Source organism: Nocardia sp. NPDC055165, assembly GCF_053606985.1.
The window spans coordinates 218,769-243,323 of the sequence record NZ_JBSGSS010000003.1 but is presented as its reverse complement, the minus strand read 5'-3'; the positions used below and the strand labels follow the sequence as shown (position 1 = coordinate 243,323).

Genomic DNA, 24,555 nt, shown 5'->3' with positions numbered 1-24,555 from the left:
ATCAGCCTCGATCCATGAGACCGGCGAAACGGTCGAACAGGTATGCGGCGTCGTGCGGGCCTGCGGCGGCCTCGGGGTGGTACTGCACCGAGAAGGCGCGGCCGTCGATCAGCCGGACCCCTTCGACGGTGCCGTCGTTGGCGCAGATGTGGGAGACCTCGGCCTTGCCGAACGGGGTGTCGAACACCTCGCCCCGCTCGCCCTCGAGGGCGAAGCCGTGGTTCTGGGCGGTGATGGACACGCGGCCGGTGCCCTCTTCGATCACCGGGATATTGATGCCGCGGTGGCCGAACTTCATCTTGTAGGTGCTGCGGCCCAGTGCCCGGCCCAGGATCTGGTTGCCGAAGCAGATGCCGAACAGCGGGATCCCGCGCTCGAGCACGCCTTGGGTGAGCGCGATCGCGCCGACCTGGGTGGCCGGGTCGCCGGGGCCGTTCGACAGGAAGACACCGTTGGGGTTCAGCGCGAGGATGTCGTCGAGGGAGGTGTTCGACGGCACCACGTGGGTGCGCACGCCGCGCTCGGCGAACATGCGCGGGGTGTTGGTCTTGATGCCCAGGTCGACCGCGACGACGGTGAACTTGTGGTCACCGATCGGTTCGATCGTGTACATCGCGTCGGTGCTGACCTCTTCGGCGAGGTCGGCGCCCAGCATCGAGGCCTGGCCGTTCACCCGGGCGAGGAGTTCCTCGTCGTTGGCCAGCGCGGCACCGGAGAAGATGCCCGCCTTCATCGAGCCGCGGCTGCGCAGGTGGCGGACCACCGCGCGGGTGTCGATGCCCGCGATGCCGACCACGTCCTGGCGGTCGAGCTCGTCGGTCAGCGTGCCGGTGGCGCGCCAGTTGGAGGAGACCCGCGAGGGGTCGCGCACGGCGTAACCGGCGACCCAGATCTTGGCGGACTCGTCGTCCTCGTCGTTCCAGCCGGTGTTGCCGATCTGCGGGGCCGTGGCCACCACGATCTGGCGGGCGTAGCTGGGATCGGTCAGGGTTTCCTGGTACCCGGTCATCGCCGTGCAGAACACGGCCTCACCGAGTGTCTGTCCCTCGGCGCCGAAGGCGGTACCGCGGAATACGCGGCCGTCCTCGAGCACCAAGGCTGCCTTCACTGTGCTCATTCATCGTCTCCCGTCGTCACCCTGGTATCCGCAGTCCATGCCGGGTACACCGTCTTGTCGTCGCCCCGGAATCCGGTATCGATCTCGGTTCCGGTCGGCAGTGTCCAGCGAATTACCAGCACACCATTCTCCGTCATCACTTTGCCCGCGTGTCCGCGCTCGGTACGCACGGCTGTCACCGATTCCTGCGGAATCCAGATCACCGTGGCGCCGTCGCGTTCGAGCAGAATTCCGCGTTCGAACCGCGTCAGTTCGGCGGTCGCCCGGAATCCCAGGTCACCGACCGCGATCCGGTCCTGCCAGCTGGGCGCGATGGTGCTGCCCAGGTACATGCCGGTGGTCGGTTCCAGTAGTTGTGCGCCCAGTTCGGCCGGCACCGTCGGCAGTTCGCCGATGCGTGCCTGCTGTCGCGTGGCCTTCTTCTGCCAAGCCCGGTACATCAGCCACAGGCACACAATGAAAAATGCCAGCAGCCCGACTACCCACAGCGTTCTTTCCACGTCCTGGCCTCCCTAGATCCCGACCGCCTTGCCCTCGCGGGCAGTTACCCGGCCGCGCAGCACAGTGGCTGTGACCTCGGCCGGGAACGTCATGTCTTCGAACGGTGTGTTGTTCGAGATACTCGCCAGCTCGGCGCCGCGCACCGTCCACTCGGCGTCGGGGTCGATCAGCGTGAGGTTGGCGGGCTCGCCGACCGCGATCGGGCGGCCGTGGTCGTCGAGGCCGACGATCGCGGCGGGCTTCTCGCTCATCACCTTCGCGACGCCGCGCCAGTCGAGCAGGCCGGGCTCGACCATCGTCTGCACGATGATCGACAGCGCCGTCTCCAGCCCGAGCATGCCGGGGCGGGCGGCCGCGAATTCGCAGCACTTGTCCTGCTCGGCGTGCGGGGCGTGGTCGGTGGCGACGCAGTCGATGATGCCGTCGGCCAGCGCCTGGCGCAGGGCCGCCACGTCGGTGGATTCGCGCAGCGGCGGGTTCACCTTGTTGACCGCGTCGTAGGTTTCCAGGCGCGAGTCGTCGAGCAGCAGATGGTGCGGGGTGACCTCGGCGGTGATCGAGATGCCCTGGGACTTGGCCCATTTCACCAGTTCGACGGTGCCCGCGGTGGAGGCGTGGCAGATGTGCACGCGGGCGTTCGCGTCGCGGGCCAGCAGTGCGTCACGCGCGACGATCGACTCCTCGGCGGCACGCGGCCAGCCGTGCAGTCCGAGGCGCGCGGCGTTGGGGCCTTCGTGCGCGATGGCGTTCTTGGTCAGGCGCGGTTCCTCGGCGTGCTGGGCGATGAGCACGCCCAGCGAGTTCGCGTATTCGAGGGCGCGACGCATGATCAGCGGGTCGTCGACGCAGTGGCCGTCGTCGGAGAACATCCTGACCTGGCCGATACCGGCGGCCATGGTACCCATCTCGGCGAGCTGCTTGCCCTGCAGGCCGACCGTCACGGCGCCGACCGGGAACACGTCGACGAGACCGACTTCCTGGCCGCGACGCCACACGTGGTCGGTGATGACCACCGAGTCGGCGACCGGGCTGGTGTTGGCCATCGCGAACACCGCGGTGTAACCGCCCAGTGCGGCGGCGGCGGAACCGGTTTCGATGGTCTCGGTGTCCTCGCGGCCGGGTTCGCGCAGGTGCGTGTGCAGATCGACGAAGCCGGGCAGCAGGATCTGGCCGTTGCCCTCGATCACCTCGGCGCCGTCGGACGCCGTGAGGCCCGTGCCGATGTCGGCGATGAGGGTGCCGCGCACCAGGACGTCGACGGGGTCGCCTTCGCCGTAGGGCTTGACGTTCTTGATCAGCAGCTCACTCATACCGTTTCCTCCTGACCAACGAGCAGCCGGAACAACACGGCCATCCGCATGTGCACTCCGTTCGAGACCTGCTGCAGCACAGCAGATTTCGGCGAATCCGCGACCGCCGAAGCGATTTCCATGCCGCGCAGCATCGGGCCGGGATGCAGTACCACCGCGTCGTCGCCGAGCAGCGCGAGCCTGCGCTCGGACAGTCCGTAGTTGATCGAATATTCGCGGGCCGACGGGAAGAACCCGCCGTTCATCCGCTCCGCCTGCACGCGCAACATCATCACCGCGTCGGCACCGGGCAGTTCCGCGTCCAGCGAGGACGAGACCCGGCAGGGCCAGGCCTCCACGCCGACCGGCAGCAGCGTGCGCGGCGCCACCAGGACCACTTCGGCACCGAGGGTGTTGAGCAGGGAGACGTTCGAGCGGGCGACCCGGCTGTGCAGGATGTCGCCGACCAGCACGATCCGCTTGCCCTCGATGTCGCCGAGGCGCTGACGCAGGGTGAGTGCGTCGAGCAGGGCCTGAGTGGGGTGCTGGTGGGTGCCGTCGCCCGCGTTGATGATCGACGGGGCGGCGCGGTTCTCCTCGCGCGCCCACTGCTCCATCCAGCGCGCGATCTGGTGCGCGGCACCTGACGCCGGGTGCCGCACGATCAGCGCGTCGGCGCCCGCCGCGTGCAGGGTGAGGGCGGTGTCGCGCAGCGATTCACCTTTGGAGACAGAGGAACTCGACGCACTCACATTGATCACGTCGGCGCTCATCCACTTGCCCGCGACCTCGAAGGACACGCGGGTGCGGGTGGAGTTCTCGTAGAACACCGTCATCACGGTGCGTCCGCGCAGGGTCGGCAGCTTCTTCACCTCGCGGCCCAGCAGCGCCTGTTCGAAGCGCTCAGCTTCGTCGAGGAGTTCGGTGGCGGCGCCGCGATCCAGGTCGGCGACCGTCAGCAAATGCTTCACTCTTGACCTTCCTGATGCAGATACACACCGTCACGACCGTCGTGCTCGACCATCAGCACCGAGATGTCCTCGGCGCGCGAGGTCGGCACGTTCTTGCCCACGTAGTCGGCGCGGATCGGCAGTTCGCGGTGGCCGCGGTCGATGAGCACGGCCAGTTGCACGGCGCGGGGGCGGCCGAGGTCGCGCAGGCCGTCCAGGGCGGAGCGGACCGTGCGGCCGGAGAACAGCACGTCGTCGACGAGGACGACCAGGGAGTTCTCGATGCCGCCGTCGGGCACCGAGGTGCGTTCGAGCGGGCGGTGCGGGCGACTGCGCAGGTCGTCGCGGTACAGCGTGATGTCGAGGGAGCCGAGGGCGGGGCGCACACCGGAGAATTCCTCGATCTTGTCCGCCAGCCGATTGGCCAGGGTGGTGCCGCGCGTCGGGATTCCCATGAGAACCACCCGCGGTGCGTCGGCGTCGCCGGAATCCAAGGCGGTCTTCTCGATGATCTGATGCGCGATGCGCGCTACGGTCCTGGTGACGTCCGATGGCGACAACAGCTCGCGTCCGGCCGCCACCCACTCCGGGGTGTGCCGCTGCGATGTTTCGCCCGCGCCGGTTTTGGCCGCCCGTTCGGGCACAGCCATGCCGACCTCCTTCCCCGCCTCACCGGACGGTCCGTTAAAGGATGCCTAACTCGCCCGTCAGCCTATCAGCGCCGCGAGGTGCCTTTGACCAGGTAGGCCCACCTGTGAGCGCGACCACGGAGCACAAGAGGGTGACCGCTGCCGTGTCGGTGCTCACAGGCACGCCGAAAGTGCAGCGAGCGCGCATGTTTCACCCCCACGCAGACCTGGGGCGACCGCCCCGAGGCGAGCGGTCGGTGATCGCGTTCACGTCGCCGGAACGACCTCGACAACCGCCGCCGCCTCGACGCGACATGGTTTGCCTTCCGTCACACCCGCTCGGCGAGCACGACGCCGACCTCCGGGTCGTTCACCGCCACGTCTCTACCGAGGGGAACGATCATGTCGTCCCAAGCGCGGAACCGGGTGTGCCAGCCGTGCTCGAGCAGCCACTGCTCCCCCGGGCGCCCGGCGTCCGGCGGTGGCATACCGACGTCGTCACCGGCGACGAGGCGACGCAATTCGGCATAGGGCGCAGCCTCGGGGTCGACCGCGAACCGGCTGAGACCGAAGTGACTGCCGGGCGCGGACAGTGTCGTCAGCGTCGCCACCGTGCGGAGATGATCCTCGGGTGGGAGGTACGGGAGCGCGCCCTCGTCGATCCAGTGAGTCGGCAGCTCGGGCCGAAATCCCCGCTCGCGCAGCGGAACAGCCCAGTCGGTGCGCAGGTCGATCGGTAGGACGTGTCGTTGGGTGGTCGGCGTGGCGTGCACTGCGCGCAGTACCGACTCCTTGAAGGCGAACAGCTCGGGCAGGTCCAGTTCGTAGACGGTGACGTCGGCGGGCAGACCCATCCGGAACGCGCGGGTGTCCAGACCGGCGCCGAGCAGAACGATCTGCCTGCATCCGGCGGCGACGGCCTCGGCCACCCGGTCGTCGACCAGGCGGACCCCGACGGATCTTCCCGCGAAGAACTGTTCGGCCACGGCCTCGACTCGCTCCCATTTCGCGGCGCCTGCCCCGGTGCGGGCGAAGTCACGCCGCGCCGCGTCGACGAACGCCGTAGCGAGCGGGTCGGCGTAGAGCCGATCCGGCCTGCGCGACTCCTGCTCGCGGATCAGCGCGACGCCGATCGCTGTCAGCGCCACCCCCGCGGTAGGTGCGTTCACGTGTGTCATCTGCCCCTCCTTCAAACTAACTTGCCGACCGGCTAGTGATCTCGGTCATGGTCCGACGGTAGGCTCCCCCTAGCCGGTCGTCAAGCAAAGGAAAGCCCCGTGGACGGACGTCGTAGCGACACCAGGGAACGCATTCGCACGGTGGCGATGGAACTGTTCTCCGAGCGCGGGTACGAGAAGACCTCGCTGCGCGAGATCGCCGAGCGACTCGGGGTCACCAAAGCCGCGCTGTACTACCACTTCCGAACCAAGGAAGACATCGTCGTCAGCCTCTCCGACGATCTGCGCCGTGGCATCGACGACATCGTCACCTGGGCCGAACAGGCACCGCCGGGTTCCGAACGGGCCGAGCAGATCCTGCGCCGCTACAGCGCGCTGCTGCACAGCCTCGGCCGTGACATGGTGCGGTTCTGGCACGAGAACCAGCCCGCGTTCCGCGACCTCGGTTTCGGCGCGGGCCTGCGCTACCAGTTCCGCGTGCTCGCCGACCTCATGACCGCGCCCGACGGTGCTGCGCTGGACATCTACCACGCACGGCAAGCACTGCTCGCCATCAGCTGGAGCCTGTCGATGATGGGCGATCTCGATCTGACCGACGACCAGATGCACACCGCCGCAACGGATATCGCGATCGATATCCTCGCCAGGATCCACTGACCGCACATCGTCGAGCGCCGGAAACGCGTTGCCCGCGAGTCCCTGCGTCCGCGATCATCGATCATGACCATCAGCACCAGCGCTCAGCCCGGATCGACTCCACCGCAGCGGATCGATCTGGGCGATCTGCTGCTGCACCGGTGGCGCCCCAGTGACCTGACCCGCCAGTTCACCGCGCTGAGCGCCTCGCACGCACACCTGCGCCCGTGGATGTCGTGGGCCGGGGAGCCGCCGACGCTCGCCGGGCAACGCCGTTCCCTGCAGATCTCGTCCGCACACTGGCCGACACCCGACGGCGGCTACCTCTACGGAATCTTCACCGCGAGCGGCGAGGTGGCCGGTGGCATCGGACTCCACGACAGGATCGACCCGGCCGCACTGGAGATCGGTTACTGGTGCCATACCGCCCACACCGGACGGGGAATCATCACGCGCGCAGCCCATGCTCTGACCACCGCCGCGCTCGCCCTCCCCCACATCGGTCGCGTCGAAATCCATTGCGACGCGGCCAATGTCCGCAGTGCGGCTGTTCCCCGACGGCTCGGATACGAGCTGGTCAGCACTGCCCCGCGCCCGCGCACAGCGCCCGCCGACTCCGGCATCGGCATGGTCTGGTCGACCATCGAGGGTCCTCGGGCGGGCCGAGGAGATCGCTTGTCGCTCGACGACCCCCGGACTAGACTGTGACGCGCACCACATCGCGACGGCGGGTGCACACCGCCGTCCAGCGCGATCGTGATCCGATCGGAGCGCCGGATCGCGGTGTTCGATCGTGGCCCCCCGCTCGTCGGACCGGGCCCGAAGTCACTCCAACCCGCTCGACCGCGCAAGGAGATGACCGTCATGGCGGTTGCCGTCGAACTCGAATTCACCGGCGCGACACTCGAACAGTACGACCAGGCCCTCGGGAAGATGGGCTTCGTGCACGGCGGCTCCGGCGGCCCCGGCCTCCTGTTCCATCTGGTCAGGAAGACCGACACCGGATTCCACGTCACCGACGTGTGGGAAACCCCCGAGCAATTCCAGAGCTTCGCCGAATCCACCCTCGGCCCCATCGGCATGGAAGTCGGCATGCCCAACCAGCCCACCATCGAAGTCCACGAAATCTACAACTACCTGGCTCAGGGAAACTGACACGCCACACGGGGCGAGTAGTCGCCGCACCACACCGCTCGAGCCGGTGCCTGCGCCTCGTTCCAGGTCAGGACCTGCGGCTCAGGCCATGTGGGCGCGCAGGGCTTGGGCGAACCAGGTGAAGATCGGGGCCAGGTCGGGTTGGTCGGGCCAGGCGTTCACGGTGCCGAGCAGCCGCCAATAGCGTTGTACGCGTGGGTCGTCGGCTACGTCGAGTCGTTCGAGGATCCACCGGCGGAGTGCGGTGTCGTCAGAGCGGTCGAAGGTGGTGGCGTAGCGGGCGGTGAGGGCATCGAGGATGGGGGTCGCGGCCGGGGGTTGTGGGGGCATGCCCGCGGCGATGGCGCCACCGACGAGTGTGCGGACGGCTTCGGTGAGGTCGTGGTGCAGGCCGGTGGTGTCGCCTGCGGCGCGTTCGCGGGCCTGGTAGTCGGCCATCCGGCGGACGGCGTCACGGAAGTCGGTGTCCTGCACCAGTTCCGCCAGTTCCATCCAGGCTGCCAGCTGATCGGGGGTCGGGTCGTCGGGGAGGTCGGGCACGCTTGCCCGGACCAGCTCCACCATGGCGGGGTTGGCGGCGTAGCGGCCGAAGGTGTCGTCGACGAAATCCTCGATGAGGCGGTGCCTTTCGGCAGCGGACAGGGCGGCGAGTCGGTGCATGAGGTCCATCTCTCGTTGGCTGGAGTCCCGGACGGCCACCGCTCGCAACACGGCCCGGCGCACCCGCAGGGTCCGGATCTCGACGTCGAGCGCGACCGCGTGAGTGGCGGCGACCTCTGCCATCGAGGATTCGCGATCGAGCACAGCGCGCACGGTGCTCAGATCCATGCCGAGTGCGCGCAGGGTGCGCACGAGTTCCAGTCGCGCGATCGCGGCGGAGTCGTAGAGGCGGTGGCCGGCCGGGCTGAGTACGGTCGGCGCCACGATGTCGCGGTCGGCGTAGAAGCGGATGGTCTTGACCGTGAGCGCGGTACGCGCGGACACTTCACCGATCGTGCGGAGCGTGTCGTCGTCCATGGATCTCAGCGTGCCGTCTCCCCTCGGGGGAGAGGCAAATCCTCGCTGCGCGGAATCAGCGGCGCCGCCCGGCCTCTCGCAGCACCATCGCCGGAGCGGGCGTCTCGCGCATGATCGGGACGGACGGTCACAGCGGTGCGGGCGGTTCCGGCGTGGTCTGGCGGGCGGGCAGGGCGCTGATCGTCAATGCCAGCATGACCAATGCGATGCCCGCGAGTTCCAGCAGGGTGGGGCGTTGTGCGAGGGCGATCGCGCCCACGACGGTCGCGGTCGCCGGGAGCAACGCGAGCAGCAAGGCGAATCGGGCGCGTCCCACCGCGGTCAGCACCACCTGGTCCAGCGCGTAGGGCACCGCACTCGACAGCACGCCGACACCGAGACCGAGCAGCCAGGTCCACGGGTCGGCGAATACCGCGGCATCGATCATCAGCTGCGGAATCAGCACGAACGGCGCCAGTAGAACCGCCGCGGCCGCCATCCCGACAGCGAGAGAATCCTGGCCTTCACCGGTGTCGGCGACGCGCTTGCCGACCAGGATGTACGCCGCCCACAGGACCGCCGAGGCGAGAGCGAACCCCACCCCGACCGGCTCGACGTCGAACTGCACGCCGGCCAGCAGCACCACACCGACTGCCACCAGCGCCACGGCGAGCAGGTCGCGCGCCCGCCGCGACCCGAGCGTCGCGACGGCGACCGGACCGAGGAATTCGATGGCCACGGCGGTGCCGAGCGGGATACGCGCGATGGCCTCGTAGAACACGATGTTCATCGACACGGTGACGATGCCGAAGCCCGCCGCCGTCGCGATGCCCCGCCGTGTCCAGCGGGTCCGCCACGGCCGCCGCCAGGCCAGCAACGCGACCCCCGCCGCCGCGGCCCGCAACCAGGCGACAGTGGACGGCTCGGTGGTGTCGAACAGGAAGACGCCGAGTGCCGCACCCACATATTGCGAGGTCGCCGCGATGATGAACACCATCGGCACCGACCAGCCGGGTAGCGCGCGCGTCGCCGGCCGGTCGGTTGTCGAGATTGCATTCATCCCAGGAGTAATCCACAGACGGGCACGGATTTCAACGCGAACCGGCCCGGGATCGAATGATCGAGGACCGGTTCGCACTATCGGTGGCAGTGCGTCATGTGGCTGCCGGAACGTCGACGCCGGCAGCTGCGGAGTTTCGCGTTCGCGCGGTTACCGGACGCCGAACCACCTGGTCAGCGCCGCGCGCAGATCAGCTGCGGCGGTGTCCGACGACTCGTCGATCGTTGCCACCCAGGCGATGTGACCGTCGGGGCGGATCAGGAGTGCGTCGGCGAGACGATCGCCGGTCTTGGCCGCGTGGATGTCGACGTGCGGCGCCCACTCCCCGACGATCTCACGCAGGTCGGCACGGTCGGCCAGGTCGAGGAAGACCGGTCGCGCGGCGCGCATGATCTCGGCGACGGTGGTGGTGCCCTGGTCGGTGTGCAGGCTCAGATCAGGAGCGAAAGTTCCGGTGAGCGACGGGGCTCCGGGCGTCGGGTAGCGCAGATCGGTGCCCGCGACGAGGGCTCCCATACGGCGCAGCGCGGGCTCGTCGGAGAGCAGTTCCTGGAATACCGCGCGCAGCGCCTCGGCGGCAGGGTCCTGACCCTGGCGAAGTGCCGCCTGGGCGCGGGTCTGCAGCAGCGCGCGACCACCGGCGAAGTGACGTTCGTCGTGGTAGGTGTCGAGCAGGTCGGCCGGTGCCCAACCGTGGATGTCCGCGGCCAGCTTCCAGGCCAGGTTCACCGAATCGGTCATGCCGAGATTCATCGCGGCGCCGGTCGCGGGCAGCAGGTGGGCCGCGTCCCCCGCCAGGAAAACCCGGCCCACACGGTAGTTTTCGGCCTGTCTGTCCTGGAACTGGTAGCGCGACAAGCGAGTCGGCGCACCGAGCGCAACCTCCGCGCCCAGCACACGCCGGACGCTGTGGCCGAGTTCGGCCATGGTCAGTGGTTCGTCGTTGTCGTATTCGGCGTCGTCGTTCTCGGTGGTCTGGAAGAACATCACGCGGTCCTCGGAGCTGACCCGTCCCAGTGCGAACACCCCGGTGTCGGTGCGGGTGAATCCCGGATCGATCCGTCCGAAACCGGGCACCTCGAGGCCGCCGTCGTCGAGCACGGTCACCGACTCGTGCACCGCGACCACGGCCAGCCGGTTGACCTCCGGATAGGTGCTGCCGGGGAACCCGATTCCGGCCAGTTCGCGAATCCGGCTGCGGCCGCCGTCGCAGCCGACCAGGTAGCGGGCCCGCACCCGGTACGGTCCGTCCGGCCCGTTCACTTCCGCGATCACCGCCTCGTCGTCCTGGGTCACCGCGACCACTTCGTGTCCGCGCCGGATCTCGGCGCCGAGGTCGACGGCGTCCTCGGCGAGCAGTTCCTCGACCCGCGCCTGCGGAATCGCCATGGCGTGCAACGGAGTTTCGTCGAGACCGGTGAAGTCCAGGTACACCCCGCCGAAGGGGAAGATCGGCTTCGGACTCGCGTCACCGCTGACCGCCGTCATCCGGTCGAGCAGGCCCCGATAGCGCAGCACATCCAGAATTCGCCCGCCGAGACCGCTGGCCTTCTGCGCGGTGCCCGGCCGTTCACGACGTTCGAGCACCAACGGCCGCACCCCGGCCCGGCCCAGTTCCCCGGCGAGCATCAATCCGGCAGGCCCAGCGCCGACAACGATCACGTCGGTGGTCATCTCTTGCATCTCGTCACTCCCGAATACGGCTGGTCCCTGCATTGCCCAGCGATTCTGCAGCACCACCGGGGCCTTGCCGCAAGCCCCGGGGTGAGCTATAAGTTAGAAGGGGCAACGAGTCAGCGGGTCACCGTCAGGTGGTTGTCAGCGGAAGTACACATAGTCCTGGACCCAGTGGAATCCGCGGCTGCGCAAGGTGAAGGTGTCGGGGTCCTTGCGTTCCAGGGTGATCGTGATCGGGCGGTCGTGCAGTGTTCCGCGCAGCAGCAGTCGGTCCGGGGTGGGTTTTTCGGAGGACAGTGTCGCGAACGGTGGTCCGGGGTCGACCGCGCCGATGGCGTTCATCGAGGTGAGCTCCACTTGTCCATCGGGGCGGAAGTGGGCGTGCGCGGGTACCAGTTCGCCGTTCATCCGCTGGTAGGCGGCTTCCTGCGGGTCATCGAAAACCAGTCGCTGCCACCGTGTTTCGTCGGTGGTCAACGGCGGGATCGGCTGCCCGTCGATGGTGAAATCCCGCACCTCCCAGATTCCGTACAGCGCGGACTTGGGGCTCGCGGCACCGGATTGTTCGTGCCAGACCACCCAGCGGTCATAGCCGCTCCCCAACGCGACCCACAGGCCCAGCGCCGCCACCACCCAGATCGCCACGCGGTTCTTCCTGGCGTCGGTGAACAGCGCGGGCTGGGTCAGCGGCGCGCACGCGCGTTCGCGCGCGAAGACATCGGTCAGCCGGCGCAGGTACGGCGCGAGCAGGAACACGCTGATCAGCAGCAGATGCGCGGCGAGCAGTTTCTCCGGTATGTCGAACGTCATGTTCAGCAGCAGAATTTGCGCTGTACTCGCCAGCGTCAACGCGGCGCCGAGCACTGCGGTCCTGGACACGAACAGCAGCAGCCCCGCCACCACTTCCACCCCACCGAGAGCCATCTCGTACGGATACGAGCTGCCGACCTGCAGCCACAACACCGAGGCGGGGCTCATCTCGCCGTACGGCCGCAACAGCTGCGCCAGTCCGGGGGCCGGCATCTGAGTGGGGATCAGTTTGGCGAACCCGAACCCGATCATCTGCCCGCCCAGAGCCAGCCGCAGGAACAGCGAGAACCAGGCGAGCGGGCGGGCGGGTACGGGACGACGGTCGACGGCTGTCCACACCGCGGCGCCGGTCGCCGCGACGACCAGCAGACAGAACACCAGTACCCAGACGGCGGTCTGGTCGCCCGCTCCGGAATCCTGGTGTAACTGAGCGTCGACCCCGAAGACCGCTCGACCCACCGGCCCGGTGACGGGGTCGGTGATGGGCATGTTCCACGGCCCCGGGTATTCGCGAATCCACCGGCCGAGGATGCCGAGCAGCGCGAACGGGATATAGGTGAGAAGCAGGCAGAGCAGGCCGAAGTAGATGATGGAGAATCGGAGGACGATCTGGGTCAGCACGGGCCGACCGGCCCGTGCGGCGACGGGGGCAGACACTGTCGTGGTCACTGCTGCATCCTCGGGTCGTGGGTCGGGTCGGCGTACAGGGGCGGGCAGCCGAGTTCCCCCGCGTCGGAGCGAAGTTCGTAATGCCAGGGTTCGTTCGCGTAGATCTGGCACAACCCATAGGCGGCGCCGTGCGCGGCCAACCATGCCGCGCCGTCGGTCGGCCCGATATCAACCGCCTCGCCGGCTACGTGAGCGGAGGTGTAGGGGGTTGCCACCCACCGAGCGGCTTCGGTTTCCGAGCCGTATTTCGAGACTGCCTCGCGCAGCAGTTGTTCCTGGTATTCCGGCGACCGCCAGCCACTGTTGACGACGAGCTCGACTCCGTCGTCCGCGGCGTCGGCGGCGGCGGCGCGCAGGGCGGCGAGCAGATCGGAGTCGAGGTTGCCGACGGACGGATTCCCGTCATCGAAGAGCGTCGCGCCGGGCGGACCGGCGTGGCCGCCGACAAAGGCGTCGATGGATCGTGCGACCGAGGACATGGTCGGCAGCGACTGGTAAACGAGGACACCGACAGACGCCGCGCTGACGATGACAACGGCGCCGAGGGCGATCGATCGGAGACGGCGAATCGCCGGTTCACGGTAGTTCATGCCCCTCAGTCAAGGCAGCATGGTGTTGCCGACGCGTATGCGGTTTCGGATACGCCGACGATATCCCCGGGCTGGGAGAATCGAGCGTCTATGCGTGTACTGATCGTCGAGGACGAACCCTATCTGGCGGAGGCCATCCGCGATGGCCTGCGCCTGGACGCGATCGCCGGCGACATCGCGGGTGACGGCGACACCGCACTGGAACTGCTGAGCGTCAACACCTACGACATCGCGGTCCTGGACCGCGACATCCCGGGTCCCTCCGGCGACGAGATCGCCGAATACATCGTCGCCTCCGGTAGCGGTCTGCCGATCCTGATGCTCACCGCCGCCGATCGGCTCGACGACAAGGCGAGCGGTTTCGGGCTCGGTGCCGACGACTATCTCACCAAGCCGTTCGAACTCCGCGAACTGGTCCTCCGGCTCAGAGCGCTCGATCGCAGGCGCGCGCACAACCGGCCACCGGTGCGCGAGATCGCCGGGGTGCGGCTGGACGCGTTCCGCCGGGAGGTCTACCGCGACGGCCGCTACATCGCTCTGACCCGCAAGCAGTTCGCGGTGCTCGAAGTGCTCATCGCCGCCGAAGGCGGGGTCGTGAGCGCCGAGGAACTCCTGGAGCGGGCGTGGGACGAGAACGCGGACCCGTTCACCAACGCGGTGCGTATCACCGTCTCGGCGCTACGCAAACGGCTCGGCGAGCCCTGGGTCATCACCACCGTGGCCGGTGTCGGGTATCGCATCAGCGACGGGCGAGCGCGTGGGTAGGGCGCCCGGATTGAGTGTTCGCCTCAAACTCACCCTCAGCTACGCAGGCTTCATCATGGTCGTGGGTTCTCTGCTGATCGCCGCCGTAGGTGTCTACTACCTGTGGTACCTGCCCGAGGGGTGGATCTACACCAGCGGCGGCGATTTCTGGATCGATCGCGGCATGCTGCTACGGTCCTTCGCGCCGTTCGTGACCGTTGTGATGGCTTTCCTGCTGGCGATCGGTCTGGTGGGCGGATGGTTCCTCGCCGGTTGGATGCTCACCCCGCTGACCCGTATCACCGCCGCTACCCGGACCGCCGCGAACGGCTCACTCGCCCACCGAATCCGGCTGCCGGGCCGCAGCGACGAGTTCCGCGAACTCGCCGACGCCTTCGACATCATGCTCGCCCGGCTGGAAGCACACGTCACCGAACAGCGTCGATTCGCCGCCAACGCCTCCCACGAACTGCGCACGCCGCTGGCGATCACCCAGACCCTGCTCGACGTGGCCCGCGACGACCGCACCCACGACACCGGCGAACTGGTCGACCGCCTGCACGCCGTCAACACCCGAGCGATCGCTCTCACCGAGGCATTGCTCCTGCTCAGCCGCGCCGATCAAGGGTCGTTCACCCGAGAACACGTCGACCTCTCCCTGCTCGCGGAAGAAGCCGCCGAAACGCTGCTCGCCCTCGCCGAAGAACACGGCGTGAGCCTGGAGACCTCCGGCGAGGTGACGCCCACCATCGGTTCGCACGCCCTGCTGTTGCAGCTGACGACGAACCTCGTGCACAACGCGATCGTGCACAACCTGCCCGCACGCGGCATCGTGTGGGTCACGACCGGACTGCGCCCCGAGACGGTGGTGCTCACCGTCGAGAACACAGGCCCGGTCCTCGACCCCCTGGTGGTTTCCACACTGGTCGAGCCGTTTCAGCGCGGCACCGAACGCGTTCGCACCGACCACGCGGGCATCGGCCTCGGCCTGGCGATCGTCGACAGCATCACCGCGGCACACGGTGGAACCCTCGCACTCGATCCCCGTCCGGCCGGCGGACTCCGCGTCACCGTGCGGCTTCCGCGTCGGCCACATCCGCCGACAGCACGGCGGTAACGGCTCCGCCCCGGGCGTTCAGGGAGCGCGCAGCACCGAACGCACCAATTCCGCTACCGCCGATCGCAATCGGTCGACCTCGTCCGCCCTGGCCAGTTGCTGTGCGAGTTCCCCGCCGACTGTCGACAACAACAGCGCGCCCACGGTGTCGGCGTCGATATCGGGACGGACTTCGTGCAGGAGCGTGCCGATGTGCTGCGCCCAGAACGTGTGGAATTCGGCGCTGCGCGGATGTGGCGGCATCGCCTGATAGGCCGCGATCAGCTCCACGTCGTCGGTGACCATGCGCGTCATCGCATCGAAGAAGGCGAGTAGCCGGTCGGTCGCCGGCGCGCCCGGACCCAGCGGCGGTGGGCCGCTCGACACCGCCGCCATCAACGCGACGGCGCCCTCGGCGACGAGCTCGTAGAGCAGGCCCGCGCGGCTGCCGAACCGGTGGAAGATGGTCCCCTTTCCGACACCTGCCGCCGCGGCCACCCGATCCATCGTCACCCCGGCCGCGCCGTGTTCGGCCAGCAGCGCGGCGGTGGCATCGAGGATCGCTCGACGGTTGCGCGCGGCATCGGCGCGTTCGGTGGGACGTCGGTCGGTCATCGCACCCGCTTTCTCGGCACCCGCCGATCCGTTGACAAGTTGACCGACGGTCCATATCGTTCGAGATATCTGGACCGACAGTCAACTTATGGAGTTCTGATGCAGGCAATCGTAATGACCCAGACCGGCGCACCCGACGTTCTGGTAGCGCGCGAGATCGGCGAACCTCGCCCCGGCGAGGGACAGGTCGTCCTCCGGGCCGAAGTGGTGCCGGTGCTCTACCCCGAGACCAAGGTTCGGGCCGGCGCGTTTCCGTTTCCCGCGCCGCTGCCCGAGGTCTTCGGGTTCCAGGCGGCGGGCACGGTGATCGATATCGGCGCGGGCGTCGATCGGGCATTGCTGGGCGCCCGGGTGGTCGCGTCGACCCGCGGCTTCGGCGCCTACGCCGAACTTGTTGTCGCCGAGACCGATTCGGTGACCACGATCCCGGCCGACCTGACCATCGAGCACGCCGCCGCGATACTGATGCCGGGATCGGTGGCACTGGCGCTGATGCGGACCGCGGGTGTCGCGGCGGGCGAGACCGTCCTGGTCGAAGCGGCGGCTACCGGTGTCGGCAGCTGCCTCACCCAGCTGTGCGCCGCCGCGGGCGTGCGCGTCATCGGCACCGCGGGCGGGGAACAGAAGGCCCGGCTCGCGCGCGAGCGCGGCGCGCACGAGGTGCTCGATCACACCGCGCCCGACTGGGCGGATCAGCTGGCCGATCTCCTCACGGACGGCACGGTCGATGTCGTGTTCGATTCCATCGGGGGCGCATCACTGACGCCGCTGCTCGACCTGATCACGCCCCTGCGTGGCCGAATCCTCAGCTACGGCTGGCTCGACGGCGCTCCCGCACAGCTGGGCGTCACCGAACTGATCCTGCGCGGGCTCACGCTCACCGGCTGCGCGGGCACCGCCTGGCTCGGCGAAGTCGCCCGGCAGCGATCGGCGGCACTCACGGCAACAGCACAGGGCCTGCTGACACCCGCGATCGACTCGATCCTCCCCCTCGCCGACGCCGCGCGGGCACACCGAATGCTGGAGGACAGAACCGCTTTCGGCACGGTGCTCCTGCGTCCATGAACCTTCAGCCTCCTTGAAACTCGAGGTATGCTTCAACCAGCCTGAAGGTTGGTGGACGTCACGCAACCCGGGCACACCGATAGGAGCAAACCTCATGTCACAGGCCACATTCGGCATCGACTCGCTGGCACTACCGTCCACCCCACTCGCGATCGAGACCCACCGGCTGATCAACGAGGCCCTCGAAACATCGGTCTGCCATCACAGCGTTCGCGGGTTCCTGTTCGGGCGCGCCCACGCCGCCGAGCAGGGCCTGCGGCCCGGCGCGGACTACGACGAGGAGCTCATGTACCTCATCTGCGCGCTGCACGACATCGGCCTGTCCGAACGTGCCGTCGGCACACAGCGATTCGAGATCGACGGCGCGGATTTCGCGGCCGAATTCCTCGAAGCGCAGGGCATCGACGACGAACGCGTCGACATCATCTGGGACGCCATCGCCGCGCACACGACAGGCCTCAGCGACTCACCCGTGTACCGCCGTCGCCGACCCGCCGCCATCTGGATCGCGGTCACCGGCATCGGTCTCGACGTCGGCGGCGGCCCCGACGATCTGCCCCCGGGATTCGCGGACCTGGTCCACGCCTCCTATCCACGCCTCGGCGGCACGCGAGCCCTCACCGACATCATCGAACGTCAGGCCGTCGCCGATCCGCGCAAGGCGCCGCCGGGCTCGCTGCCGGGCGAGATCCTCCGGCTGCGACATCCGGAATTGGTGCCGTACACGTGGGACACGGTTCTCGACACGAGCGGCTGGCAGGACTGAGATGTCGAGAGTGCTCGGGCGGCTCCGTCCCAGGGTTACGAGAGCCGAACGGGCCTCGAGACGACGAGCGTCAGCGCGTCCGAAATCGATCGACCCGGCCAGAATGAGCCGGACGAACCCGAGGAGAACATCATGACGGTCCATCGGATGGATCATGTCGGCATCGTGGTCGACGATCTCGCGGCTGCTGTCGCGTTCTTCGTCGAACTGGGCCTGGAGCTGGAGGGCGAAGCCACAGTCGGGGGCCAATGGGCAGACGACCTGCTCGGATTGACGGGCGTCCGAGCCGACATGGCCGTCGTTCGGACACCCGACGGCCACAGCCGGGTCGAGCTCTCGACGTTCCGCTCGCCGACGACCACCCTTGCCGCGCCGAACGCGCCGGTGAACATCCCCGGCATCCCGCGCCTGACATTCGTCGTCGACGATGTCGAGAACGTCCTCGACCGCCTGCGCGCCCACGGCGCCGAACTCGTGGGCAGGCTCGCCCGCTACGAAGACATCTGCCGCTACGCCTATGTGCGCGGTCCCGACGGCGTCGTCCTCGGGCTGGTCGAGGAACTCCGCTGAGCGACACTCGCACCACAAGCCGTCTATCGAACATACATTCGAACACGTTGTAGACTGGCGCTCATGTCGCTGCCCCTGCAAGGTTCACTGTTCGACGGTGATGCGATTGCCCTGGGTTCGATCGAGGCGATCCGGCGCACCCCACTCGACGCGACCAGCTGGGTCGATGTGCTGCCCGGCTGGCTGAGCGGCGCGAGCCGGCTGTTCGATCGACTGGCTGAACGCGTTCCCTGGCACGCCGAACGCAGGCCGATGTACGACCGGGTCGTGGACGTGCCGCGGCTGGTGTCGTTCTTCGGGGAGAACGATCCGCTCCCCGATCACATTCTGGTCGATGCGCGGGCGGCCTTGACCGCGCATTACGCGGCGGAACTCGGTGAACCGTTCCGCACGGCCGGGCTGTGTTTCTACCGCGACGGTCGGGACAGCGTCGCCTGGCACGGCGACACGATCGGCCGCGGCGCCACCCACGACACGATGGTCGCGATCGTCTCGGTCGGAGCGCCGCGCGCTCTGCTGCTGCGCCCGCGCGGCGGTGGCGCGAGCGTCCGGTTCACGGCCGGGCACGGGGATCTCCTGGTGATGGGCGGGGCATGTCAGCGCACCTGGGAACACGCGGTCCCCAAGACCGCACGCCCCGTCGGACCCCGCATCAGCATCCAGTTCCGCCCCCGCGGGGTCCGGTGACCCGACCACGCCCGTTGGACTGATTCGGTCGAAATACTCTCTGTTGCTTGGTAATTCACCGATACTCGAAAGAACGGAGTATTACGGACCAAGCGGGGTGGCCGAGATGACGTCCGGTAACGATGAGGAATTCCTGCGTCTGCGTGCGGAAGAGGCGCTCGCGCAGAGCGTCGTCGGGCTGACCGGGCGTTTGCGTGGCGTCTACACAGCGTTGCTATTGGCGGGTAGACAGCGATGGCGGCTATCGGTGTACCGGACCCAGCCCGCTCCGACTGGTCGGTGTGACGCGCTGCTCATCGGGCCCGGTGGAGTGTTCGCGCTCGCCGTGGTCGACGAGCTGCCGGACGACGACCAGGTGCGGCGGCTGCGCGCACAGGCCGAACAGCTGTTTGCCGGTGTGTCGATCGGACCGAATCGCAATGAGTTCGTCCGGGAGACAGTCGAGTTGGTGTTCGTTCTGCCGCCGGGCCGACGTGCCGGCGGCGATGGCCGGTTCGTGGTCGTCACCGACGCGACGGTGCGCACACTGATGGGCCGGCGATCGGTGATGCCCGCACGGTTGGCAGGCGACCTCGCCGAGCACACCGCCCAGCGCCATCGCGACTATCGTCCGATCGCCCGGCTCGCTCCCGCGCAGCCGCCCGCCGAGACAGACGGCCTGCTGGAGGTGGAAACGCTACATACCGACCATCTTGCCGGTGCGCTGGCCAAGCCGTTCCCGACCTGGCTGGCTTTCCTCGATCCCGCCCAGCTCGCGTTGGTAACCCGCAATCACAACGGTCCGGCACGGATCGTGGGTCCGGCGGGGTCGGGGAAAACGGTACTGGCGCTACACCGGATGGCACATCGGGCCCGCCGCAGCACCGGGCCGCTGCTGTTCACCACGTTGGTGAAGAACCTGCCGCCGTGCCAGGAGTCGGCGTTCGCGCGGTTGCTGCCCGATGCGGCCGGGCGGGCGGAGTTCACGAACCTGCACGCGTGGGCGCAGGCGTTCCTGACCGAGCGCGGGATTCCGATGAGAATGGAACTCAAGCGGGCCGACACAGCCTTCAACCTCGCGTGGGGGCGAGTCGGCAGGTCGGGCCCACTGGCGGAGATCTCGCCCGCGCTCCCCTACTGGCGCGAGGAAGTCGATCGGGTGATCAAGGGGCGTGGACTCGCCTGCGACGACGCCGGGTTCACCGCCTATGCCGAGGTGGATCGGCGTGGTCGCCGAGTGTCGTTGCGTACCGGTCAGCGCCGACACGTGTGGGAGCTGTACCAGGCCTATGAGGCGTACCGGACCGAGTGGGGATGCTTCGACGGAAACGATGTCATCACCGCAGCGCTCGACGAACTGCGCGCGCGTCCCCTCCGGCACCCGTACGCGATGGTCGTCGTCGACGAAATGCAGGACATGACCGTGCAGAGTGTGCGGCTGGTTCACGCGCTGACCGGCGACGAACCCAACTCCCTGCTGTTCGTCGGCGACCGCCAGCAGCAGATCTACGCGGGCGGCTGGCGATTCGTCGATGCCGAAGTCAATATCGTCGGGCGCAGCGAGAAGCTCACCAAGAACTATCGCAACCGCCGGGAGGTCCTGCGACTCGCGGCGAGCCTGCCGGGCGCACGACCCGTCGAGGACCTCGATACCAGCGAACGGCAGAGCCTCGATCTCACCGACGCCGCCCTTCCCGACGGCTACGCCGGACGGCAGTACTGCACGCGGGCCGAGCTGCACGGTCATATTCGTCGCCAGCTGGACAATATTGTCGCCCAGGGCATCTCGCTGTCGGACACCGCGATCATCACCATCACCAACGCCGAAGCGGAAGCCGTGCTCCGCCGATTGCGCCGCTGGGGGATCGCCGCGCAGGAGCTCGTCGAGTACCGCTGCGCCGACAGCGACAGCGGCGTCAAGGTCGGCACGGTCTATCGCGCGAAGGGCTTGGATTTCCGCGCGGTGATCCATCCGTTCGTCGAGCCGGCGCCGCCGGGTACCGACGCCGAACGGGAGCGTCAGGATTTGATCATGCGCCAGCAGTTCGTCGCGGTCACGCGGGCCAGGGACTACGTCTGGCTGGGGATCGTCCGGGGCTGACGGATGTCGGCGACGTGGCGGATTGTCGGTCGCTGGTCGTAGGATCCGGGGATGGGGAGTTCACTTCTGCCGCATGTGCGGGCATCGAACGCGCTGACGGGGCGGTGGTGCGAAACGTTCGAGGGCGAGGACGCGGTGGTGTCGGGGGCCGGATTGTGGCCGTTGCTCGCCGTGTTGGCCGGGGCCGCTTCCGGCCCGGCCAGGGATGAGCTCGCTGCCGCGGTGGGAGTTCCGGCGGAGCAGGCGCATGCGGCGGGGCTGGACATGCTGAAATCGCTGGATACTTCGCGGGAGGTGTCGACGGCGATCGGGGCGTGGGTCCGGGCGGGGCTGACCTTGCGCGAGGAGTGGGTTCGCAGCATGCCCGCCGGGACGGTCGGTGAGCTGGGCGATCCGGCGGCACTGGATGCGTGGGCGAACGAGCAGACCCGGGGGTTGATCAAGAAGTTTCCGGTACCGATCACCTCGGACACGGCGCTCGCGCTGGCGACCGCGCTGATGGCACGCACCCGCTGGGTGACGGCGTTCGACGAGATCCTCTACACACCGGAAACCGGTCCGTGGCAAGGACATCGGGGACCCGGCCTGTACCGCACGAGCCATCCCGACGGCAGTGTGTCGGTACTCGACGACGAAGTGACCCGGGTGATCGTCACCGGCAAGGGCGAACTGGACGTGCACGTGCTGATCGGCGCGAATCCGCGGCACGGTCTGGCCACTGGCCTCGCAGCTCTGGACGGGACCGTCGAGGTGCGGACGGAACTGCCTGTCGGCACGACGGCACCCTGTCTATCGGTGAGTCGACGGGAGACCTTCGGCGGTGGCGACTCCGTGGTGCTGACCATGCCACCGTTCGAGGTGGAGAACAAGCACAACCTCGCTTGCCATGCGGCGATGTTCGGCCTGTCCACCTCGATGAACGTTCCCGGTTCCCATTTCGCCGGACTCGCAGCTGATCCGCTGGCGCTGGACGCTGCGGGTCAGGACGTCATCGCACGCTTCGACGCCGAAGGCTTCGAAGCGGCTGCCGTCACGGCCGTGGCGATGCGCCTCGGCGGTGTTCCGCAGAAGACATGGTCGACGATCACATCGGTGAACGTCGACCGCCCCTTCGGATTCATCGCGGTAGACCGGCCGACCGGCCTCGTCTTGGTCGCGGGTCAGGTCACGAAGCCGCCGGTGGAATGGGTTCGGCCGGTCGGTGTGGAACCGGCGGGCAGACGAAACCCGGGGCCGCCGTGGTGAGATCGGTAATCGACATTGCCGAAGCCGTTGCTCAGCAACAGGATTCGGTTTCGATACGGCTAGTGGAGGCCGTATCCTGGTAGCAGTCCGCAGTCAGGTGCACAGGGGGTCGTGGTGATCGTCGTTGTCGCGGACGAGAGCGAACTCGAAGGCGCGGAACAGATCGTCGGCGCGGCGCTCCGTGACCAGGCGTTTCGGGCGGGCGGCGTCGCCGTGTTCCGCTGTCACGTACCGGAGAACCGGGGTGGGTCGGTCGAGGTCGACGCGTTGGTGTGCACGCCGCAGAGCGTGACCATCGTGGAGGTGAAGGGTTTCACCGCCCGTCAGGAAGGCACCCTCGCCACCCCACCGAACGGCCCGTGGACCATCGACGGCGAACCGGCGGCGCTCTATCACGCCGTCCGGGTGCCGAACCCGTTCGTCCAGGTGCGCCGACAGGTGTTCGCGGCCAAGAGCCTGCTGCAGCAATCCGGGATCTTCGGCTGGGTGAACGCGGTGATCGCGCTGGTCGCTCAGCCCGGCGCCGAGATCACCATCGAGGAAACCAGGATCGCCGACGGGTACCGCGCGGTGCTGATCGATCGCGACGACGCCGGCGCGTTGCACGACTATTTCCAGGCCGAGAGCGGGCGCACGGTCCGGCTCAGCATCGATGACGTCACCCGGGTGTTCGGCGCGTTGAACCTGGGCCATCTGTTGCCCTCCCCCGATGAGCTGACAGCACAGGGCTTTCCGGCCGCGCTCGACCCGGCGACCACTTCCCGGCCCATCGCCCCGACCGCTGTGGAGCTCGGCTCCCCCTCGGAGACAGCTGTTTCCGACACCACATCGGATTCCCCTGCGGCGTCGACCGGCTCGGCTCGCGCATCTACACCCGCGTTTCTCGCCGCGATCGACAGACTCGCTCATCGACCCCCTACCGCGGCTCATCCCGAGGATCCGACGTCGGTGCCCGCTGAACGCGAGACGGAATCCCCTTCTTCGAGTGAAGGTTTCACCGGCGCGCAAGCCGACGAGTCCGACGACGCGGCGTTATCGGCCACAGCGATCGGACCACCCGACGAGCCGATACCCAGCACCGAATCCGCCGAACCGGTGACTGACCGAACTTCACCCCCCGACGGTGCCGAACAAGACTCGCCCCAGGACGACAACCCGGAGCACGAGCCAACCGCTGAGGGCACTGCTCCGGACAGGGAAAGCGCCACACGCGCTGAGCCTTTCGACGACGACACGATCGATCTGGACGAACCCGCGCTCGGTGAAGTAGCCGAATCATCGGACGGTCAGCCCGAAAGCACTGTCTCACTGAGCAAATCCGTCGCCGCCGATGAATCGGTCGCGATCGACGATCCACCGACCGATGGCATCGAACGCCACGAACCCACGCCCGGGGACGAAGTGGCCGCTGCGGGCACACCCGCTGGTACCGACGAAAACCGCACTGCCGAGTGGGCTCCCGCAGTCGGTACAGTGGCCGCGTCGGGCGCTGCTGCCGCGGTCGGTGCCGCCGGGTCGGCCCGCGAGACCGAATCGCGAAGTACCCCTTCCCCGGCGTACACCCCCGCCGTCGCACCGTCGTATCGTTCCCCGGAAACCCCAGCGCCCCAGCAACACCCGGAGCACTGGTCCGATTGGGTCGAACACGACCGAACGACGCGGCAGCCGACCCTCTCGCAGAAATGGCGGTCGTGGCGTCGCGGGGACGGCCCGTCACTGCTCGAGCGGTGGCACAACCGTCCCGTTCGGGAGCGGAGTGCCCCCAGGCGGGGCCTGCGAGTCGGGCCCGGTGTCGCTTTGCTGCTGTTCATCGCGCTGTTCGGAGCCGGGTTCTTCGCGATCGCGGCGGTGCAGGCGAGCCGATTCGAGATGTCGGACTACGACCGGATGTGTGGCGAGGACAAGAAGCCGTTCCCGAACGCCGCGCCCTATGAGCGCGACGGCGCGCGCCCGATCTATCTGTCCGGTGACCTCACGACCATGGTCCACCCGAACGATCCGACCGCGTGGAACCCGGACGACCCGTCGACCGTGCAGCTCATCGCCTGCATGAAGCAGCTGGAACTGCGCGACCTCGTGCAGACCTGCCAGTACGGCCCCTCCCCCGGCGCACCGGTGGGGCGCACCGTCAACCTCTTCCGCGCCACCTACGAGATCGCCGTCTACGAACTCCGTACCGGACGCGAGGTCGCCAAGGCCACCATGCTCGGCGAACGCTATTCCGACAACCCGGCCAACACCGACCAGGACCGCTGCCGGGCAGCCGCCGACGCCCCCGACTATCTCGGCCGCCGCCTGGGCCAACCCTCGAGAGCCCAGCTCACCGGCTTCCTCGCCCCACTGGTCCACGCCCCCCGCTGAACCGCTTGACCTCGAGCGCACTCGAGGTAGCAGGATTCACCTCGTGCCCCGAGCACAACCCGACACCGC

24 protein-coding genes are annotated in these 24,555 nt (G+C 68.2%); 12 read left to right on the top strand and 12 right to left on the bottom strand.

Going from position 1 to position 24,555, the window contains the following annotated elements:
• Position 1 precedes the first annotated feature (1 nt).
• From carA to ACWFRF_RS07865, 6 genes are all read right to left on the bottom strand, one after another.
• On the bottom strand, positions 2 to 1,117 hold the full coding sequence (gene carA, locus ACWFRF_RS07890; protein WP_452449262.1) for a glutamine-hydrolyzing carbamoyl-phosphate synthase small subunit: 1,116 nt from the start codon (positions 1,115 to 1,117) through the stop codon (positions 2 to 4).
• Positions 1,114 to 1,617 (bottom strand): PH-like domain-containing protein, encoded by a 504-nt coding sequence (locus tag ACWFRF_RS07885; RefSeq protein ID WP_358062764.1) that lies wholly within the window; start codon positions 1,615 to 1,617, stop codon positions 1,114 to 1,116. The genes carA and ACWFRF_RS07885 overlap by 4 nt, the downstream gene beginning before the upstream one ends.
• Positions 1,618 to 1,629: 12 nt before the next feature.
• Positions 1,630 to 2,928, bottom strand: coding sequence for a dihydroorotase (locus ACWFRF_RS07880; protein WP_379314659.1), 1,299 nt, complete (start codon positions 2,926 to 2,928; stop codon positions 1,630 to 1,632).
• Positions 2,925 to 3,878, bottom strand: a complete 954-nt coding sequence (locus ACWFRF_RS07875) for an aspartate carbamoyltransferase catalytic subunit (RefSeq protein WP_266290507.1) — start codon at positions 3,876 to 3,878, stop codon at positions 2,925 to 2,927. Before ACWFRF_RS07875 ends, ACWFRF_RS07880 begins: the two co-directional genes overlap by 4 nt.
• A complete protein-coding gene (gene pyrR / locus ACWFRF_RS07870) occupies positions 3,875 to 4,507 on the bottom strand; it encodes a bifunctional pyr operon transcriptional regulator/uracil phosphoribosyltransferase PyrR (protein ID WP_378989058.1) in 633 nt (210 codons plus the stop codon). Before pyrR ends, ACWFRF_RS07875 begins: the two co-directional genes overlap by 4 nt.
• A gap of 308 nt (positions 4,508 to 4,815) precedes the next feature.
• Entirely contained in the window at positions 4,816 to 5,664 is an 849-nt protein-coding gene (locus ACWFRF_RS07865) for an SAM-dependent methyltransferase (protein WP_452449261.1), read from the bottom strand.
• Positions 5,665 to 5,763: 99 nt separating this feature from the next.
• On the opposite strand from ACWFRF_RS07865, the gene ACWFRF_RS07860 reads away from it, so the two are divergent.
• The 3 genes from ACWFRF_RS07860 to ACWFRF_RS07850 all read left to right on the top strand — a co-directional run bounded on the left by ACWFRF_RS07860 (position 5,764) and on the right by ACWFRF_RS07850 (position 7,455).
• Positions 5,764 to 6,321 carry a TetR/AcrR family transcriptional regulator gene (locus ACWFRF_RS07860; protein ID WP_378989056.1) on the top strand — a complete coding sequence of 186 codons (558 nt, stop codon included), beginning with the start codon at positions 5,764 to 5,766 and terminating at the stop codon, positions 6,319 to 6,321.
• Between the two features lie 63 nt (positions 6,322 to 6,384).
• Complete coding sequence (locus tag ACWFRF_RS07855; RefSeq protein ID WP_452449260.1) at positions 6,385 to 7,008, top strand: GNAT family N-acetyltransferase; 624 nt, start codon at positions 6,385 to 6,387, stop codon at positions 7,006 to 7,008.
• A 156-nt stretch (positions 7,009 to 7,164) separates the two neighbouring features.
• Entirely contained in the window at positions 7,165 to 7,455 is a 291-nt protein-coding gene (locus ACWFRF_RS07850) for a hypothetical protein (protein WP_378989054.1), read from the top strand.
• An 81-nt stretch (positions 7,456 to 7,536) separates the two neighbouring features.
• Here ACWFRF_RS07850 and ACWFRF_RS07845 read toward each other — a convergent pair whose 3' ends face one another.
• The 5 genes from ACWFRF_RS07845 to ACWFRF_RS07825 all read right to left on the bottom strand — a co-directional run bounded on the left by ACWFRF_RS07845 (position 7,537) and on the right by ACWFRF_RS07825 (position 13,257).
• A complete protein-coding gene (locus ACWFRF_RS07845) occupies positions 7,537 to 8,472 on the bottom strand; it encodes a MerR family transcriptional regulator (RefSeq protein WP_452449259.1) in 936 nt (311 codons plus the stop codon).
• A gap of 127 nt (positions 8,473 to 8,599) precedes the next feature.
• Positions 8,600 to 9,511, bottom strand: a complete 912-nt coding sequence (locus ACWFRF_RS07840; protein ID WP_452449258.1) for an EamA family transporter — start codon at positions 9,509 to 9,511, stop codon at positions 8,600 to 8,602.
• A gap of 150 nt (positions 9,512 to 9,661) precedes the next feature.
• Entirely contained in the window at positions 9,662 to 11,194 is a 1,533-nt protein-coding gene (locus ACWFRF_RS07835; RefSeq protein ID WP_452449257.1) for an FAD-dependent monooxygenase, read from the bottom strand.
• Positions 11,195 to 11,329: 135 nt separating this feature from the next.
• Entirely contained in the window at positions 11,330 to 12,667 is a 1,338-nt protein-coding gene (locus ACWFRF_RS07830; protein WP_452449256.1) for a DoxX family protein, read from the bottom strand.
• The gene (locus ACWFRF_RS07825; RefSeq protein WP_378989049.1) at positions 12,664 to 13,257 is read right to left on the bottom strand and encodes a M15 family metallopeptidase; all 594 of its coding nucleotides are present in this window, start codon (positions 13,255 to 13,257) and stop codon (positions 12,664 to 12,666) included. Before ACWFRF_RS07825 ends, ACWFRF_RS07830 begins: the two co-directional genes overlap by 4 nt.
• Positions 13,258 to 13,347: 90 nt before the next feature.
• Here ACWFRF_RS07825 and ACWFRF_RS07820 point away from each other — a divergent pair, with 90 nt between their 5' ends.
• Both ACWFRF_RS07820 and ACWFRF_RS07815 read left to right on the top strand, forming a co-directional pair.
• Positions 13,348 to 14,022: a response regulator transcription factor gene (locus ACWFRF_RS07820; RefSeq protein ID WP_379313677.1), complete on the top strand. Its 675-nt coding sequence runs from the start codon at positions 13,348 to 13,350 to the stop codon at positions 14,020 to 14,022.
• 10 nt (positions 14,023 to 14,032) lie between these two features.
• Positions 14,033 to 15,118: a sensor histidine kinase gene (locus tag ACWFRF_RS07815; RefSeq protein ID WP_452449255.1), complete on the top strand. Its 1,086-nt coding sequence runs from the start codon at positions 14,033 to 14,035 to the stop codon at positions 15,116 to 15,118.
• A gap of 18 nt (positions 15,119 to 15,136) precedes the next feature.
• On the opposite strand, the gene ACWFRF_RS07810 is transcribed toward ACWFRF_RS07815, so the two are convergent.
• Complete coding sequence (locus ACWFRF_RS07810) at positions 15,137 to 15,712, bottom strand: TetR/AcrR family transcriptional regulator (protein ID WP_452449254.1); 576 nt, start codon at positions 15,710 to 15,712, stop codon at positions 15,137 to 15,139.
• 99 nt (positions 15,713 to 15,811) lie between these two features.
• On the opposite strand from ACWFRF_RS07810, the gene ACWFRF_RS07805 reads away from it, so the two are divergent.
• From ACWFRF_RS07805 to ACWFRF_RS07775, 7 genes are all read left to right on the top strand, one after another.
• Positions 15,812 to 16,777, top strand: coding sequence for a quinone oxidoreductase family protein (locus tag ACWFRF_RS07805; protein WP_449966008.1), 966 nt, complete (start codon positions 15,812 to 15,814; stop codon positions 16,775 to 16,777).
• Positions 16,778 to 16,871: 94 nt separating this feature from the next.
• On the top strand, positions 16,872 to 17,543 hold the full coding sequence (locus tag ACWFRF_RS07800) for an HD domain-containing protein (RefSeq protein ID WP_452449253.1): 672 nt from the start codon (positions 16,872 to 16,874) through the stop codon (positions 17,541 to 17,543).
• A 132-nt stretch (positions 17,544 to 17,675) separates the two neighbouring features.
• Entirely contained in the window at positions 17,676 to 18,113 is a 438-nt protein-coding gene (locus tag ACWFRF_RS07795) for a VOC family protein (RefSeq protein ID WP_379312857.1), read from the top strand.
• Between the two features lie 63 nt (positions 18,114 to 18,176).
• Positions 18,177 to 18,800, top strand: coding sequence for an alpha-ketoglutarate-dependent dioxygenase AlkB (locus ACWFRF_RS07790; protein WP_378989037.1), 624 nt, complete (start codon positions 18,177 to 18,179; stop codon positions 18,798 to 18,800).
• Positions 18,801 to 18,906: 106 nt separating this feature from the next.
• Positions 18,907 to 20,880: a UvrD-helicase domain-containing protein gene (locus ACWFRF_RS07785; RefSeq protein WP_452449252.1), complete on the top strand. Its 1,974-nt coding sequence runs from the start codon at positions 18,907 to 18,909 to the stop codon at positions 20,878 to 20,880.
• 51 nt (positions 20,881 to 20,931) lie between these two features.
• A complete protein-coding gene (locus tag ACWFRF_RS07780; RefSeq protein ID WP_452449251.1) occupies positions 20,932 to 22,125 on the top strand; it encodes a serpin family protein in 1,194 nt (397 codons plus the stop codon).
• 111 nt (positions 22,126 to 22,236) lie between these two features.
• Positions 22,237 to 24,486, top strand: a complete 2,250-nt coding sequence (locus tag ACWFRF_RS07775) for an NERD domain-containing protein (protein WP_452449250.1) — start codon at positions 22,237 to 22,239, stop codon at positions 24,484 to 24,486.
• Positions 24,487 to 24,555: the final 69 nt, after the last annotated feature.